Origin of the sequence: Frigoribacterium sp. Leaf415, assembly GCF_001424645.1 — a bacterium.
GTDB lineage: Bacteria > Actinomycetota > Actinomycetes > Actinomycetales > Microbacteriaceae > Frigoribacterium.
This window is the reverse complement of record NZ_LMQR01000001.1, coordinates 1,554,258-1,569,785: the sequence shown is the minus strand read 5'-3', so window position 1 is coordinate 1,569,785 and position 15,528 is coordinate 1,554,258. Positions and strand designations below refer to the sequence as shown.

Here is a 15,528-nt window from a genome sequence, read left to right as displayed (position 1 = left end):
CGCACCACCGACAGGCGGGGCGGGGGAGCGTCGTCAGCGGGAGGCGTCGTCGAGCCGACCCATGAGCGACCAGACGGCCCGTGAGAGCTCGGGGTGCCACAAGGCGATGGTGCGCAGGTAGCCGAGTTCGTCGGCGAGCCCGAGCCCCGTCGCGGTCGGCACGCCGTCGGTGCCGAGGGCGTCGGCCCGCAGCGAGATGACGACCTGTTCGTCGACGGTGGGCAGCCCGGGGATGACGTCCCAGGGGTCCTCTCCGTTGCGGCAGCGCAGTTCGATGAGGGCGGAGAGCTCGTCGTGGGCCTCGGCGCGCAGCACCTCGAGGCTGCGACCGGCACCGCGGAACTCGGGCCCGGGGCGTCGCCCCTCGCTCGATCGTGCTTCGGACATGCCGACGAGCCTACGCGCGAGCCGCCGAGCCGTTCCCGGGGACCCGCCCCGCGCCTCCTGTCGTCCGTCCGTCCTGCGGGCGGGAGGGCAGCCGATAGCCTGCCGTCATGCCGGTCTACCGCGTCTGCGTCGCCTACCTGTTGCGGGAACACGAGGGTCGCACGCAGGTGCTGCTGGGTCGCAAGAAGCGCGGACTCGGCACGGGGCACTGGGTCGGCCTCGGCGGCAAGCTCGAGCCGGGCGAGGGGGTCGAGGAGGCGGTGGTCCGCGAGATCGCCGAGGAGAGCGGCGTCGAGGTGGTCGCGTCCGACCTCGACCGGCGGGGCGACCTGCTCTACCTCTTCCCGCACCGCGAGAGCTGGAGCCAGCGGTCGACGGTCTTCGTCGTCACCACGTGGCGCGGCGAACCGGCCGAGAGCGACGAGCTGGTGCCGCGGTGGTTCGACCTCGGCGACCTGCCCCTGGACGAGATGTGGGACGACGCGTCGCGCTGGCTGCCCGGGGTGCTCGCCGGGGGACGGGTCGCCCGGACGTTCGTCTTCGCGGCCGACCTCGCGACGGTGGCCTCCGAGGCCCCTCTCCCCGCCGGACATGCTGGTCCCTGAGGCGTTCCGGCCCGGACGCGTGGCCCTCGCAGAGGGGGGCGCGGCGGCGGCGCGCCCCGCTTAGGGTCGGACCCGAGACGGATTCCGGGGGACACCCCCGCCGTCGGACGGATCTCACGGGGAGCGACATGACCAGCTACGACGGCCTGACCACGACCACGGTCCGGAGCGCGGCCGGCACCGCCACGGCGCCCCGCCACCTGTCGCTGCCGCTGTGGCTGCCCGCGGTCGCCTGGGCCCTCGGCCTCGTCGCCGTCGTGGTCGGAGCGGCGTTCGGCGGCATCCTGTTGGCACTCTCGAGCCTCGGCGTGGTCGCCCTCGTCGCGGGCATGGCCGCCACGGCCGCGCGGTGGCACCGCATCGAACGCCTCGCCGCGAACGAGCTGGCCGAGCGACGTGCGTCGGCCGCCGAGGCCCGACTCGTCTGAGACCGGTACCTCACCCGCTCGGGGTCAGCGCCCGCGTCGAGTCCTGGTGCCGGACAGCCCCGCCCGCACGAAGAAGTCGACGACACCCGTGAGCACGGCGCCGACGACCGCGATCCACGCGTAGCCGACGAAGCGTGCCGCGACGTCGGGACCACCCTGTGGTGCCAGCGTGACCGAGAGCACGTAGAGCGTCCCGGCCGCGACGAGCAGCAGGACGACGAGGGCGACGAGCAGACGATGCAGGGTGTTCGTGGTCACGAGCGTCGAGGGTACCGCCTCAGCGCGCCGCACCGGAGCCTCGCGCGGGGTGCGCCGACCCGGCCCGGTCGCTCGGCACGACCCGCACGGGTCGCGTCGAGAGTTCGTCGTTCTCGAGCCCCCCGGGTGCGCCTAGGAACATGTCGCCCCGCTCGCCGGCATCGCCGAGATCGCCGCGCTCGTCCTCGGGGATCGTGTTGATCGTGCCCGTGTCCGTCGCCACGAGGCCGTGGCGGGCGAGCACCTCGTCGCGCTCGGCGACGAGGAACTCGCGGTTCGCGTTCTGGGCGTCGGCGAACATCGTGGTGCGACCCGAGACGATGCGGGCGATGCGACGGTTCTCCCACCAGCGTTTGCCGACGATCATCAGCACGATGCCGAGGGCGGCGTAGCAGAGCATCATCGTCACGCCGCGGCCGTACCCGGGGCCCACGCCGTAGAGCACGCGCTTCAGCATCTCGGTGATGCCGCTGCCGACCACGACGGCGTTGAGCCACGCGAACGGTTGGGGCATGAACCACGCGGGGTAGGCGGCGCCGGACGACGGCATGGACAGGAAGACGAAGACGATCATGGCGGGCAGGGCGACGAACCGTCCGACGAAGTAGCTGATGCCGTTGACCGCGAGGCCGATCGCGATGATCCAGGCCCAGGCGATGAAGAAGAGCGGCACGAAGTGCCCGTCGACGGCCCCGATCACCGGCCCCGCGAGGACGTTCGTCACGAGCGAGATCACGCCGCCGCCGACGCCGATCACGGTCACCCGGGTGCGATGGCGCAGCGGGGCGCCCATCAGCCCGATGAACATCGCGACCATGTAGCCGCCGATGCACCACGAGAGCATCAGGTACATCGACACGGTGCCGTACTCGTCGTTCGCGGGCAGGGGGGCCAGGTCGGTGACGGTGGGCGTGACCCCCTGGGCCTCGAGCACGGGGGTGATCGTCGCCGGGATGAGGGCGGCGACCTGGTACTGGTGGGCGCTCGCCGTGTAGACGGTGGTGTCGGCCGGGTCGTAGGCCACGGCGACGTGACCGGCGAGCACCGCCTGCTCGGCCTCGTCGGCAGAACCGTAGGCGCGGACGTCGATCACGCCGGGGCGGGCCTCGTCGAGGCTCGTCTGGAGGTCGACGGCGGCCGACGACGATCCGACGAGGGCGACGGGGACGTCGTGCGGGTGCGGGGCATGGAAGGCCGCGATGTAGCAGAGGCAGAAACCGACGATGAAGAAGAGCGGCAGCCAGAGCTGCAGGCCGATCAGCTGCAACGACGGGTGGAGGGTCGAGTACCAGCGGCGGTAGCGACCGGGCTCGGGCTTCGCCGGGCCGCCCGCGGGGTCCGTGGTCGTCTGGTTCGTCGTGGTCGCCACGGTGCCGCGCCCTCCTGCTCTCGGTCGTGTTCCCGTCTCGCCGCGGGTGCCGCTCACGATACGCCGCGCGGGCGTCACGACCTCGTGCTCGTGAAGGCCGAGGTGTCCATCGCGAGCTCCTCGGCGTCGAGCCCGAGCAGCACCCGCCTCATGACCTCCTCGTCCAGGGCGCCGGCATCCCGCTCGCGCAGCACCACCTCGCGTCGCTTGGCGAGCAGCTCGCGTCGGATCGAGCCGAGCGCCTGGGGTGCCGCACGACGGCGGGCGCGCTGGGCGGCGGTGGCCCCCGAGACGTCCCGTTCGTCGGCGTCGTCGAGGGCCGTGCGTTGCAGCGCCTCGTTCTGTCGCAGCAGTCGGGTCGTCGAGAGCTGCACCGCGCGCTCCGTGAGCTCGGGCCCCCACCGTTTCTCCCACTCGGCGCGACGCTCGGCGACGTAGGCCATGGTCTCGTCCGTGCTCGTCGCGAAGACCGCCAGCTCTGCGGCGAGGTCGCGGTCGCGTTGCGTGTCGTCGCGGACGCCGAGCACCCGGATGACGACCGGCAGCGTGAGTCCCTGCAGCAGCAGGGTGCCGACCGTGACGATGAACGCGATGAGGAACATCGTGTCGCGCGCCGGCACGGGGATGGTCGACTCGGTGACCGCCGGGATCGACACGGCCGCGGCGAGGGTGACCACGCCCCGCATGCCGGTCCACGAGATGACGCTCAGCTGTCGCCAGTCCATTCGGGGCTGCGGGTGGTAGCGCACCGTCCGCAACGCCGGCGCTCGCCGCAGCCGGCGGAGCGCGGGCACCCGGCGGAGCCTCCGCAGCACCGTCGAGAGGAAGAGGTACCGGCCCGCCCGGGCCGCGTGGTAGGTGCCGAACACGAAGACCGGCCGCACGAGGACGACCACGGCCAGGACGGCGACGGCGACGCCGACGCTCTGTCCGAGGCCGCGCTCGCTCTCGCTGACGTCGATCACGACGGCCCGGAGCTGGAGGCCGATCAGCGCGAAGACGAAGCCCTCGAGCACGACGTCGGCGGCCGACCAGAACGGGCGCTCCTGCAGGCGGGTCGCGTAGCCCGTGCGGGGTGAGTTGAAGCCCACGTAGAGCCCGGCGGCCACGACCGCGAGCACGCCCGAGCCGCTCAGCTCTTCGGCGGCGATGTAGGCGATGAACGGCAGCAGGAGGCCGATGACGTTCTCGACCACGGGGTCGTCGATGCGCATCCGCACCCGGTGGGCGACGAAGCCGAGCGCGAGGCCCACGGCGACGCCCACGCCGATCGCGAGGCCGAAGATGCCGAGGTCGTCCCAGAGCGTCAGGCTCGCTCCGCCCACGATCGCCAGGAACACCTTCACCAGGGTGAGCGACGCGGCGTCGTTGATCAGGCTCTCACCCGACAGCACGGTCATCACCTTGCGGGGCAGCCCGAGCTTGCGGCCGATGGCGGCCGCCGACACGGCGTCGGGAGGCGCGACCACGGCCCCGACGAGGAGTGCGGCGGGCAGGGTCATGTCGGGGATCATCACGTAGGCGACGAGCCCGACGGCGAACGCGGTCACGATCACGGCGCCCACGCCCAGTCGGGCGATCTGCACCCGGCTCTCGCGGAAGTTCAGCAGGCTGACGTCGAGCGCGGCCGAGTAGAGCAGCGGCGGCAGGACCACCGTCAGGATGACCTCGGAGTCGATCTCGATGTCGGGCACGCCGGGGATCAACGACACGAGCAGGGCGATGCCCACGGTGAGCAGAGGGGCGGGCAGCCCCCGCCAGCGGGCGAAGGCGGTCACGACGAGCGACCCGGTCAAGATGATCAGCAGCTCGCCGAGTTCCATGTGCGCCGGGCTCCGTCCAGTCGTCGAGGGCAGTCGTGCGATGTGCACCGACTGCAAAGTCCGACCCATCCTCCCAGGCACCCCCTAGGAGAACGTCGGGTGAACGGCCCCGGTCGGCCGTCCGACGGCCCGTAACATCGCTGCGTGACCGCACAGCCCCGGGCGACCGTCCCGGCCCCCGACCTCGTCCGCACCACCCGCTCGGGCGAGGTCCGCGGCGTGCGGGAGCGCGGCGTGCTCGCCTGGCGCGGCATCCCCTTCGCGGCACCACCCGTGGGGCGCCTCCGGTTCCGGGCCCCCGAGCCGCCCGCGGCCTGGACGGGCGTCCGCGACGCCGGCCGGTTCGGCCCCGCCGCCCCGCAGGACCGCGTCCAGTTCGTCGGCGTCGACGCCACCACCCCTCTCAGCGAGGACTGCCTGACGGTCAACGTGATCACGCCGGACGGCACCGCGCCGGGGGACGCGCTGCCCGTGCTCGTGTTCGTCCACGGAGGCGCGTACAGCGTGGGGTCGTCGCGCGAGTTCCCGAGACAGGGCGAGACGCTCGTCCGCGAGGGCGGCATCGTCTACGTCAGCCTCAACTACCGGCTGGGCGCCTTCGGCTACCTCGACTTCAGCCACTGGGCGACCCCGGAGCGCCCGTTCGACTCCAACCTCGGGCTGCGCGACCAGGTCGCCGCCCTCGAATGGGTCCGCGACAACGTCGCCGCGTTCGGCGGCGACCCCGACCGCGTGACCGTGTCGGGCGAGAGCTCGGGTGGCAACGCCGTGACGACCCTCATGACGGTGCCGCGCGCTCGCGGCCTGTTCCGCGGGGTCGTCGCGCAGAGCGCGCCGCCGAACGCGATCTACCCGCCGGACGTGACGCAGCGCTGGGCGGGGGAGTTCCTCGAGCTGCTGGCGCACGACCTGGACGACGACGACCTCGAGGCCACGAGCGTCGACGACGCGGCGACGATGCTCGCCGAGGCACCGACGACCGCGATCGTCCGGGCGGCCAGCCGACTGCAGCTGCGCATCCCCGACGAGGACCCCGGCACGATCTGCTTCAGCCCGGTCATCGACGGCGAGTTCCTGCCCGAACGCCCGCTCGACGCCTTCAAGGCGGGCCGCGCCCACCCGGTGCCGTTGATCATCGGCACGAACGACCGCGAGGGGTCGGTGTTCACCGGGCGCCGAGACATCCTCGCCACGACCAAGCCGCGCATCCGGGCCATCTTCGCCGCGACCGAGAAGAAGGCGCGGAAGGCGATCAAGAAGCACTACCCGGGGCTTCCCGCCCGCCCGGCCGCCCTCGACTTCGGCGGCGACTACGCGTTCTGGTTCCCGAGCGTCAAGGTCGCCGAGCGGCACGCGCTGCACCAGCCGGTCCGGTTCTACCGGTTCGACGCGACGACCCGCATCCTGCGCACGGCCGGGGTCGACGCGTTCCACGGTCTCGAGCTCTGGGCGATCTACGACCGCATGGGCTCCGCGTTCGGGTGGGCGATGAGCCTGCTGGGCGGCCGCCGGGCCTTCCTGCGGACGGCCGCGCGGACGCGCTCGCGTTGGCTCGAGTTCGTCCGCACGGGGGCGGTCGCCGACTGGCCGACCTACGACCCGCACCGGAGGCGCACCCTGATCATCGACGCCCGCGACCGTGTCGAGCACGACCCGCGGGGCGAACGGCGACGGGCCTGGCAGGACTTCGTGCCGCACGTCTGAGGCGTGCCCACGGCCGTGCGACGGCCTGCGTCACCCACCGTTCACCGAGATGTACCCCGTAGGTCACCGTCGAGTTGACCCGCGTCCACCCAACTGTGACACTCAGGCCGGTGGACATCACACTCATCGTCGTCCTGGTCATCGCGCTGGCACTCTTCTTCGACTTCACGAACGGGTTCCACGACACGGCCAACGCCATGGCGACCCCGATCGCGACCGGAGCGATGAAGCCCAAGGTCGCGGTCACGGTGGCGGCGATCCTCAACCTGGTCGGGGCCTTCCTCAGCACCGAGGTCGCCAAGACCGTCTCGGGCGGCATCATCCGTGAGGGCGACGGCGGGGTGCAGATCACCCCCGAGATGATCTTCGCCGGCCTCATCGGCGCCGTCGTCTGGAACATGTTCACGTGGCTGCGCGGATTGCCGTCCAGCTCGTCGCACGCCCTGTTCGGCGGGTTGATCGGCGCGGCGATCGTCGGTGCCGGCATGGGGTCGGTGGACTTCGGCGTCGTGTTGTCGAAGGTCGTGCTGCCCGCCCTGCTCGCGCCGTTGATCGCCGGCGTCGTGGGGTACACCGCCACGCGTCTCGCCTACACGATCACCCGACGCCGTGACGACAAGAGCGAGCGGGGCGGCTTCCGCTACGGCCAGATCTTCACGTCGTCCCTGGTCGCCCTGGCACACGGCACGAACGACGCGCAGAAGACCATGGGCGTCATCACGCTCACGCTCATCGCGGGCGGGCTGCTCACGCCCGACTCCGGCCCGCCCTTCTGGGTCGTCGTGGTCTGCGCCTTCGCCATCGCGCTGGGCACGTACACGGGCGGCTGGCGCATCATCCAGACGATGGGCGGCGGCCTCACCGAGGTCAAGCCCACGCAGGGCTTCTCGGCCGAGGCGTCGACCACCGCGACCGTGTTGGCCTCGAGCCACCTGGGCTTCGCCTTGTCGACGACGCAGGTCGCGAGCGGATCGATCATCGGCGCCGGCCTCGGACGCCGCGGCTCGAAGATCCAGTGGGGCACGGCCGGCAAGATCGTCGTGGCCTGGTTCATCACGCTGCCCGCCTCGGCGGCCGTCGGTGCCGTCGCGGCGCTCATCGCCACGCTGGGCGTCACGGGACTCGTGATCGACGCCGTCGTCGGCGCGGTCGTCATCGCCGGCATCTTCGTCCTCTCCCGCCGTCGACCGCACGACCAGGGCTCGGCCATCGAGGTCGACGTCGCGGCCACCTCGGTGCTCTCGCGTCGTCGTGCCCGGCGAGCCGTCCGCAAGGGCCGCGTCGACACCCCGGCGTCCGGCGTCGAGGCCCCCTTCGTCCGGATGGACGACCCACCCGAGCCCGTCCCCGCCCCCCGCGGCACGGCGCCGGCCGATGACGAGGTGCGCTGATGATCGACTGGTCCGCCTTCGTCGTGGTGGCGCTCGTCGCGCTCTTCTCCGCCGCCGCCCTCGTCTCGCTCTACTCGTTCGGCCTGCGCCTCCTGACCGTCGAGGGCCGGACGCCCGTCCGCACCGCCGCCGGGTACGCCTGCTTCGTGGTCTGCGCCCTCGGTGTGCTGTACGGCATCTACCTGATCGTCCCGGGCTTCCACCGCTGACCCGGCACCCCTCGGGTCGCCTCGTCCCCAGGGGCGAGACCGTCCCGGGCGGCCGAGCCGCGCCTCCCCGGGAGGGACCCGTCCGCCGTCCCGCCGGTAGGGTCGACGGAAGCGTCCGGTCGACGACGACCGGGCCCCGACTGACGACGGAGGCTCACCACACGTGACGACCGAGACAGCAGCACCGACCCGCACCGAGACCGATTCGCTGGGCAGCCGAGAGGTCCCCGCCGACGTCTACTGGGGCATCCACACCGCCCGGGCGCTCGAGAACTTCCCGATCTCGCAGCGGCCGATCTCGGTCTACCCCGACCTCGTCACGGCCCTCGCCCTCGTGAAGCAGGCGGCGGCCCGCGCCAACGTCGAGATCGGCGTGCTCGACCCGATCAAGGCCGAGGCCATCGAACGCGCCTGCGAAGAGATCCGGGGCGGCGCGTTGCACGACCAGTTCGCCGTCGGGGTCATCCAGGGCGGCGCCGGGACGTCGACGAACATGAACAGCAACGAGGTCATCGCCAACCGCGCCCTCGAGCTGCTCGGCCACGCCAAGGGCGAGTACCGCCACCTGCACCCGATCGACGACGTCAACCGCAGCCAGAGCACCAACGACACCTACCCCACCTCGATCAAGATCGCGATGGTGCTCACCCTGCGCCGCCTCCTCGTCGAGCTCGACCTGCTCGCCGACTCGTTCGCCGCCAAGGGCGCCGAGTTCCACGACGTGCTCAAGGTCGGCCGCACCCAGCTGCAGGACGCCGTGCCCATGACCCTCGGGCAGGAGTTCACGGGCTTCGCGCACACCCTGGCCGAAGACGTCCAGCGACTGCGCGACGTGGTGCCGCTGCTCGGCGAGATCAACCTCGGTGCCACGGCCATCGGCACGGGCATCACGGCCGACCCGCTCTACGCCGACGCCGTCCGCCGCCACCTCAGCACGCTCTCGGGCATGGACCTCGTCACGGCCCCCGACCTCATCGAGGCGACGAGCGACACGGGCGTCTTCATGACGTTGAGCGGCGCCCTGAAGCGCAGCGCGATCAAGTTGTCCAAGATCTGCAACGACCTGCGACTGCTGTCGTCGGGCCCGCAGGCCGGCATCAGCGAGATCACGCTGCCGCCGCGCCAGGCCGGGTCGTCGATCATGCCGGGCAAGGTGAACCCGGTGATCCCCGAGGTGGTCAACCAGGTCGCGTTCTCGGTGGCCGGGGCCGACGTGACGGTCACGATGGCCGCCGAGGCCGGGCAGCTGCAGCTCAACGCGTTCGAGCCCGTCATCACCCACTCGGTCATGCAGAGCCTGCAGTGGATGACCTACGCCTGCCAGACGCTGCGGATCAACTGCGTCGACGGCATCGAGGCGAACCGCGCCCGCCTGACCCAGCAGGTCGAGACGAACGTCGGCAGCGTGACGGCGCTCACGCCCTACATCGGCTACACGGCGGCCGCGGCGATCGCGCACACCGCGCTGACGACGAACGCGGCGATCGCGCCGCTCGTCGTCGCGGCCGGCCTGATGACCGACGAGCAGGTGCGCAAGGTGCTCTCGCCCGCCCGCCTCTCGGGGCTCGCACCGATCACCAGCGCGATCACCGTCATCGACGTCGACGACCCCGCCGCGGCGGTGGCCCGGGCCGCCAACACGTCGGGCGCCCGCAACCCGGGCGACGAGACCGCCGGCTGACGGGACCACAGGCAGGAGGCGCGGCGTCGGTCGACCGGCACCGCGCCTCCTGAGGGTCCGCGCCGCTAAGGCGTCGACGGGGCGTGGGTGCTCGGGTCGACCTGGTCGGCTCGCTGCGCGGCCTGGGGCCGCTCGTCGGCCGGCCGGTCGCGATCACCCCGCAGATGGACGCGCCGCAGTTCGTCGGGCTCGAGCACGCCGCCGTTCTCGCGCAGGGCCCGCTCGCGGATCGCCCGACCCACCCGGACGTCCCAGGCGAGGTTGCGCGCCAGGATGTGGTTGCGTGCGGTGTCACGCAGCGGCAGAGGGATGACCTCCTCGGCCTGCACCCCCCGACGCAGCTGACGCATGCGCAGGATCTCGCTGTCGAGCTCGCCGCCGATCACGAGCACGAAGTTGCTGATGTACGCGTAGAGCAACACGACCACGACGCCGCCCACCCAGCCGTAGAAGCGGTCGTAGTTCGACACCGTCGCGACGTAGACCGCGAAGCCCACCGTCGCGACGGCCCAGCCGCCGAGGGCGACCATGGCTCCGTACGACACCCAGCGCAGGCGCGGTGGTCGCACGTTGGGCGTGAAGAAGTAGAGCATCGCGACCGAGAGGACGGCCAGGACCACGAGCACGGGCCACTTGACGACGTTGTAGAGGTCGGTCCACGGTCGGCCGATGCCCAACCGTGCGGCGACCGCGTCGCTCAACGTGGGCGTCACGAGCAGGATGACCGCGATGACGGCGAACGACACCATCAGCACGAGCGTGACGATCATCATGTGGCCGCGGAACTTCCAGATGCGGCGTCCCTCCTCGACCTCGTAGGCGGTGTTCATCGCCCGGCCGAACGCCGTCGTGTAGGCGGACAGCGACCACAGGGTGAGCCAGAGGCCGATGCCGAACGCGACGCCGGGGTTGGACAGGCTGAGCATCTGTTCGAGTGGCCAGCGCAGGGTCTCGATCGCGTCGGGGCTCAGGACGTACCGGGCCACCGAGAGGATCTCGTCCACGGCGTCGCCGTCGTCGACGAACAGGGCGACCCCCGAGACGAGCGCGAGCGCGCCGGGCACCAGGGCGAGCATCGAGAAGAAGGTGAGCGAGCCGGCGGCGTCGATGGTGCGGTGGCGCAGGAAATCGTGCCAGACCCGCATGATCACGTACCGGAACAGCGACGGGTCCTCGGGCAGGGAACGCGTCGGGGCCATCCTGCGAGATTACCGGGCCGTCCGGGACGTCGCGGCCCGTCTCGCACCCCGCGCCGACCCCGGCGTCAGCCCGTAGGGTCGGGGGATGACCTGGTCCGATCCCCGCGGCGTCGGACACGACGCGTACGGACGCCCGCTGACGCCCTACGCCGATCCCTCGTCCGTCACCCCGACGGCGGGTGCCGGGTGGCCGGGCCACGGTCCGGCGGTCAACCCCGAGCCGGTCTGGTACCCCGTGCAGCCGGTCTTCGTGCAGCCGACCCCGCGACGCCGGGTCGCCAGCGCGGTGGCGCTCGCGGTGGGATTCACCGTGATCGGCACCTTCGCCCTGGCCGTCGGCTTGTACTTCCTGATCTTCGTCCAGCCCGCCGTCCTGCTGGCCGGGAGCCTGCTCGCCTTCGTCCCGTTGGCCATCGTCCTGGTCGGCATCTGGTTGGTCGACCGATGGGAGCCCGAGCCGCGCGTGGCGCTGCTCTTCGCGTTCCTCTGGGGTGCGGCGGTCGCGGTCGGCACCGCACTGATCGTCGACATCGCCTTGACGACGGCGCGGTCGGTGCTCGGGGTCCGGTCGAGCGGGCTCGAGGACGTGCTCGGGGCGGTGGTCCAGGCGCCGCTCGTCGAGGAGGGCGCGAAGGGGCTCGGGGTGCTGCTCGTCCTGTGGATCTTCCGACGGCACTTCGACGGCCCGGTCGACGGGATCGTCTACGCGGCCACGGTGGCGGCGGGCTTCGCCTTCGTCGAGAACATCCAGTACTTCGCCCTGCAGGTCGGAGAAGACCTCGCGACGGGCAGCCAGGGCCTCGCCTACGTCTTCTTCGTGCGCGCCCTGATGTCGCCGTTCGCGCACGTGATGTACACGGCCTGCACCGGCTTCGCCCTCGGTCTCGCGGCACGCCGGACCGGCCCCTACGGCGCGATCGGCTGGTTCTTCGTCGGCCTCGTCCCTGCGGCGGGACTGCACGCGCTGTGGAACGGTGCCCTGTTCGTGGTCGGCGATGGCTTCTTCGTCTACTACCTGCTCGTGCAGGTGCCGATCTTCGTGGCCATGGTGCTGCTCGTGGTGTTCCTGCGCCGCAACGAGCGGAGGGTCACCCACGACCGGCTCGCCGAGTACGCCGCGGTGGGCTGGTTCAGTGCCGACGAGGTCGGCATGCTCTCGTCGAGCGCCGGTCGGCGTCGTGCGCGGTCGTGGGCCGCGTCCCGGGGCATCCGACCCGCGATGAAGGTCTTCATCTCGAACGCGACCCGTCTGGCCTTCACCCGCCAGCGGCTGGTGAAGGGCCGCCGCGCGCTCGACGAGGCGGTCCAACGCGACGAGGCCGAACTGCTCTCCGCCCTCACCGCGAGCCGGGTCGCCCTGCAGGCTCCGCCCACGGCCTTCGTCGGGTACCCGCAGCACCCCGGTTGGCCGCCGCAGGGGCCCGGGCACCCCGGTTCGCCGCAGTCCGGCCCCGGGTGGTGACGCGCGCCTCCACGAACCCTCCCGCCTCGAGCCCGGGTGCGTCGGCTACCGCCACCGCCACCGCCACCGCCACCGCCGCCTCGGGTCAGGGAGTCGGTGCCTCGGCGTCGTAGCGTCCGAACGCGGGGGTCAGTCGGGCCACGAGCGCGACGAGCGCCACGACGAGGAGCCCGCCGAGCAGGGGCGGCCAGAAGACGGCGATGCCGGCGACGAGTCCGACGAACAGGTCGCCCACCCGGGGCCCGCCCGTGACCACCACGATGAAGATGCCCTGCAGGCGGCCCCGCATGGCGTCGGGTGCGGCCGACTGCAGGATGGTCGACCGGAAGATCGAGCTGACGTTGTCGCTCGCACCCGCTCCGGCCAGCGCGATCGCCGCCCCGCCGAGGGCGGCCAGGTTCGCCTGGTCGAGTCCCGCCGTGACGTCGCCGCCGTGGGCCGGTGTCACGAGCAGCACGACGCCGAACGCGGCGATGCAGAGCCCGTAGGCGGTGATCGCCCACCGCACGGCGACACCCTGACGGCGCACGTGGCCGAGGCGTCCCGAGAAGACGCTGCTCAGCAGCGCCCCCACCGCGAACGAGGCGGAGAGGACGCCGACCGTCACCGCGCCTCCTCCGATCACGAGCGTGCCGACCACCGGGTAGAGCACGCGGGGCATGCCGAACGTCATCGCCACGATGTCCATGACGAAGGTCGTCCGGATGTTCGGCGACCGTTTCAGGAACGCCAGACCGAAGCGCAGCGACTCGAGCCCCGGGCGCTGGGTCTCGCCCTCGGGCCGGATCGGGGGCAGCGTGACGATCCCGAGGAACGCCGTCGAGAACAGCACGACGTCGACCGTGTACGTCAACGGAAACCCCACGCCCGCGACCAGCACGCCGGCCAGCGCGGGCCCGACGGTCAGCATCAGGCCCATGCTGATGCCGCTCAGCGCCGAGGCGGCCGGCAGCAGCTCGCGGGGCAGGAGGCGCGGCACGATCGAGGCGCGGGAGGTCGCGATCATCGTGCCCGCCACGGCGTTGACCGTGGTCAACAGGTAGAGCAGCCACACCTCGTGCAGTCCGAGGTAGGCGTGCAGCGCGATGGCGGCGGTCGAGAGCCAGGCGAAGACGGCGGCGACCAGCGCGACCTTCCGCCGGTCGAAGGCGTCGGCGAGCATGCCGCCGTAGAGACCGGCCAGGATCATCGGCACGAGCGAGACGACGCCGACCAGGGCGACGGCGAAGGTCGAGCGGGTGATCTCGAAGATCTCGAGGCCGACGGCGACGAGCGTGAGCTGCGTCCCGATGCCGCTGATGGCGCTGCCCGCGAACAGCCGGGCGAAGGCGGGGCTGGTGCGGAGCGGGGTGACGTCGACGAACAGCGGGCGACGGGCCGGCGGCGCAGAGCGGGGCGACGGCGGTGACGGAGGCGGGGTGGCGGACAAGCTGCCATTCTTGCCGATCGTGCAGATTGCCGCAGGCCCGGGTGGCGCGGCCCGTGCGGCGCGACCCGCGCGACTCGGTCCGGGCCGGCTCTCGGCCGATTTGGCGGCGCGACATCACGGGAGTAGCGTCCATGTGTTCGCATCGATGACTTGTTCTCGGTGCGAACGTGGGTCGGCTTCTCGAGCCTCGCAGGGAGGACGCGAGCGGCCGACCCGCCCCTCGGCGGGGTGGTTGGATGGTCGGCATGACTCACGACCCCCAGACCAAGCCCGAGATCGACGCCCCCACCGGCCCCGCCCCCACCGAGCTGAAGATCACCGACGTCACCGTCGGCGACGGAGCCGAAGCGCAGTCCGGCTCGACCGTCAACGTCCACTACCTCGGCGTCGAGCACGACTCCGGCGAAGAGTTCGACTCGTCGTGGAGCCGCGGCGAGGCCATCAACTTCCCGCTGCAGGCCCTGGTCCGCGGCTGGCAGGAGGGCATCCCCGGCATGAAGGTCGGCGGACGTCGCGAGCTCGTCGTGCCGCCCCACCTGGCCTACGGCCCCGCCGGCGGAGGCCACCCGCTCTCGGGCAAGACGCTGATCTTCGTCATCGACCTGCTCGGCGTCAGCTGATGACGGTCGCCCCCTCGGTCGGCCTCAACGACGGGCGCACGCTGCCCCAGCTCGGCCTCGGCACCTACGGACTGAACGGCGACGAGGGCACGGCACAGGTCGTCACGGCGATCTCGTCGGGCTACCGTCTGCTCGACACGGCGCTGAACTACGGCAACGAGGCGGCCGTCGGGGCGGCGATCCGTCAGAGCGACGTGTCCCGCGACGACCTGGTCGTCACGACGAAGCTGCCCGGTCGGCACCACGGGTACGACGAGACCCTGGCGAGCTTCGACGAGAGCCGGGCGAACCTCGGCCTCGACTTCGTCGACCTCTACCTGATCCACTGGCCGCTGCCGCGGATCGACAAGTACGTCGAGACGTTCAAGGCCTTCGTCCGGCTGCAGGAGGACGGGCTCGTCGGCTCGATCGGCGTCTCGAACTTCACGGCCGAGCACCTGCAGCGAGTCGCCGACGAGACGGGCGTGGTGCCCGCGGTCAACCAGATCGAGCTGCACCCGTACTTCCCGCAGGCCGAGCTGCGCGCCGTGCACGAGAGCATGGGCGTCGTCACCGAGAGCTGGAGCCCGCTCGCGAAGCAGAGCGAACTCCTGCACGAGGCACGCGTCATCGCGATCGCGGAGGCCTACGGCAAGACGCCCACGCAGGTCGTCCTCCGCTGGCATGTGCAGCTCGGCGCGGTCCCCGTGCCGAAGTCGGCCGACGCCGGTCGTCAGCGCGAGAACCTCGACGTCTTCGACTTCGAGCTCACGCCCGACGAGGTCGAGTCGCTCAGCGGCCTCGAGCGCGGTCGGCTGTGGGACGGCGACCCGCTGACGCACGAGGAGTTCTAGACCCGGCTCCGACGCGACCACCCCAGGAGGCGCGCTCGTCCCCTCGAGGACGGGCGCGCCTCCTGCGTCCCCGGACCGATTCCGGGCCTCGCCGTCGGTGGCCGGAAGCTAGACTGGCGTGCCGACTTTT

15 protein-coding genes are annotated in these 15,528 nt (G+C 71.9%); 9 read left to right on the top strand and 6 right to left on the bottom strand.

Annotated features, from left to right (window positions below; all coding sequences use genetic code 11):
* Positions 1–33: 33 nt before the first annotated feature.
* On the bottom strand, positions 34–387 hold the full coding sequence (locus ASG28_RS07210; RefSeq protein ID WP_235477668.1) for a hypothetical protein: 354 nt from the start codon (positions 385–387) through the stop codon (positions 34–36).
* 107 nt (positions 388–494) lie between these two features.
* Here ASG28_RS07210 and ASG28_RS07205 point away from each other — a divergent pair, with 107 nt between their 5' ends.
* Both ASG28_RS07205 and ASG28_RS07200 read left to right on the top strand, forming a co-directional pair.
* Positions 495–992, top strand: a complete 498-nt coding sequence (locus ASG28_RS07205; RefSeq protein ID WP_055973538.1) for an 8-oxo-dGTP diphosphatase — start codon at positions 495–497, stop codon at positions 990–992.
* 128 nt (positions 993–1,120) lie between these two features.
* On the top strand, positions 1,121–1,420 hold the full coding sequence (locus ASG28_RS07200) for a hypothetical protein (protein WP_055973536.1): 300 nt from the start codon (positions 1,121–1,123) through the stop codon (positions 1,418–1,420).
* A gap of 24 nt (positions 1,421–1,444) precedes the next feature.
* Here the strand turns inward: ASG28_RS07200 and ASG28_RS07195 are convergent, their stop codons facing one another.
* The 3 genes from ASG28_RS07195 to ASG28_RS07185 form a co-directional block, all read right to left on the bottom strand.
* Positions 1,445–1,678, bottom strand: coding sequence for a hypothetical protein (locus ASG28_RS07195; protein WP_055973533.1), 234 nt, complete (start codon positions 1,676–1,678; stop codon positions 1,445–1,447).
* Between the two features lie 19 nt (positions 1,679–1,697).
* Positions 1,698–3,047: an ABC transporter permease gene (locus ASG28_RS07190; protein WP_055973530.1), complete on the bottom strand. Its 1,350-nt coding sequence runs from the start codon at positions 3,045–3,047 to the stop codon at positions 1,698–1,700.
* Positions 3,048–3,121: 74 nt separating this feature from the next.
* The gene (locus ASG28_RS07185; RefSeq protein WP_055973527.1) at positions 3,122–4,870 is read right to left on the bottom strand and encodes a cation:proton antiporter; all 1,749 of its coding nucleotides are present in this window, start codon (positions 4,868–4,870) and stop codon (positions 3,122–3,124) included.
* 144 nt (positions 4,871–5,014) lie between these two features.
* Between ASG28_RS07185 and ASG28_RS07180 the strand changes: the two genes are divergently transcribed.
* The 4 genes from ASG28_RS07180 to ASG28_RS07165 all read left to right on the top strand — a co-directional run bounded on the left by ASG28_RS07180 (position 5,015) and on the right by ASG28_RS07165 (position 9,855).
* Positions 5,015–6,574: a carboxylesterase/lipase family protein gene (locus ASG28_RS07180; RefSeq protein ID WP_055973525.1), complete on the top strand. Its 1,560-nt coding sequence runs from the start codon at positions 5,015–5,017 to the stop codon at positions 6,572–6,574.
* A 110-nt stretch (positions 6,575–6,684) separates the two neighbouring features.
* Positions 6,685–7,965 carry an inorganic phosphate transporter gene (locus ASG28_RS07175; RefSeq protein ID WP_082454480.1) on the top strand — a complete coding sequence of 427 codons (1,281 nt, stop codon included), beginning with the start codon at positions 6,685–6,687 and terminating at the stop codon, positions 7,963–7,965.
* A complete protein-coding gene (locus ASG28_RS07170; protein WP_043596441.1) occupies positions 7,965–8,174 on the top strand; it encodes a hypothetical protein in 210 nt (69 codons plus the stop codon). The genes ASG28_RS07175 and ASG28_RS07170 overlap by 1 nt, the downstream gene beginning before the upstream one ends.
* A gap of 163 nt (positions 8,175–8,337) precedes the next feature.
* Complete coding sequence (locus ASG28_RS07165) at positions 8,338–9,855, top strand: aspartate ammonia-lyase (protein WP_055973522.1); 1,518 nt, start codon at positions 8,338–8,340, stop codon at positions 9,853–9,855.
* 65 nt (positions 9,856–9,920) lie between these two features.
* Here the strand turns inward: ASG28_RS07165 and ASG28_RS07160 are convergent, their stop codons facing one another.
* Entirely contained in the window at positions 9,921–11,054 is a 1,134-nt protein-coding gene (locus tag ASG28_RS07160; RefSeq protein WP_055973518.1) for a YihY/virulence factor BrkB family protein, read from the bottom strand.
* Between the two features lie 85 nt (positions 11,055–11,139).
* On the opposite strand from ASG28_RS07160, the gene ASG28_RS07155 reads away from it, so the two are divergent.
* The gene (locus ASG28_RS07155; protein ID WP_082454479.1) at positions 11,140–12,516 is read left to right on the top strand and encodes a PrsW family intramembrane metalloprotease; all 1,377 of its coding nucleotides are present in this window, start codon (positions 11,140–11,142) and stop codon (positions 12,514–12,516) included.
* Positions 12,517–12,601: 85 nt separating this feature from the next.
* Here the strand turns inward: ASG28_RS07155 and ASG28_RS07150 are convergent, their stop codons facing one another.
* Complete coding sequence (locus ASG28_RS07150) at positions 12,602–13,945, bottom strand: MFS transporter (RefSeq protein WP_235477664.1); 1,344 nt, start codon at positions 13,943–13,945, stop codon at positions 12,602–12,604.
* Positions 13,946–14,190: 245 nt separating this feature from the next.
* Here ASG28_RS07150 and ASG28_RS07145 point away from each other — a divergent pair, with 245 nt between their 5' ends.
* Together ASG28_RS07145 and ASG28_RS07140 are read left to right on the top strand one after the other, a co-directional pair.
* The gene (locus ASG28_RS07145) at positions 14,191–14,565 is read left to right on the top strand and encodes an FKBP-type peptidyl-prolyl cis-trans isomerase (RefSeq protein WP_054144963.1); all 375 of its coding nucleotides are present in this window, start codon (positions 14,191–14,193) and stop codon (positions 14,563–14,565) included.
* Positions 14,565–15,398: an aldo/keto reductase gene (locus ASG28_RS07140; RefSeq protein ID WP_055973515.1), complete on the top strand. Its 834-nt coding sequence runs from the start codon at positions 14,565–14,567 to the stop codon at positions 15,396–15,398. Before ASG28_RS07145 ends, ASG28_RS07140 begins: the two co-directional genes overlap by 1 nt.
* Positions 15,399–15,528: the final 130 nt, after the last annotated feature.

Coding starts and splice junctions, on each gene's coding strand:
- ASG28_RS07210 (WP_235477668.1), bottom strand. CDS start 387: ATGTCCGAAGCACGATCGAGCGAGGGGCGACGCCCCGGGCCCGAGTTC.
- ASG28_RS07205 (WP_055973538.1), top strand. CDS start 495: ATGCCGGTCTACCGCGTCTGCGTCGCCTACCTGTTGCGGGAACACGAG.
- ASG28_RS07200 (WP_055973536.1), top strand. CDS start 1,121: ATGACCAGCTACGACGGCCTGACCACGACCACGGTCCGGAGCGCGGCC.
- ASG28_RS07185 (WP_055973527.1), bottom strand. CDS start 4,870: ATGGAACTCGGCGAGCTGCTGATCATCTTGACCGGGTCGCTCGTCGTG.
- ASG28_RS07170 (WP_043596441.1), top strand. CDS start 7,965: ATGATCGACTGGTCCGCCTTCGTCGTGGTGGCGCTCGTCGCGCTCTTC.
- ASG28_RS07160 (WP_055973518.1), bottom strand. CDS start 11,054: ATGGCCCCGACGCGTTCCCTGCCCGAGGACCCGTCGCTGTTCCGGTAC.
- ASG28_RS07155 (WP_082454479.1), top strand. CDS start 11,140: ATGACCTGGTCCGATCCCCGCGGCGTCGGACACGACGCGTACGGACGC.
- ASG28_RS07145 (WP_054144963.1), top strand. CDS start 14,191: ATGACTCACGACCCCCAGACCAAGCCCGAGATCGACGCCCCCACCGGC.
- ASG28_RS07140 (WP_055973515.1), top strand. CDS start 14,565: ATGACGGTCGCCCCCTCGGTCGGCCTCAACGACGGGCGCACGCTGCCC.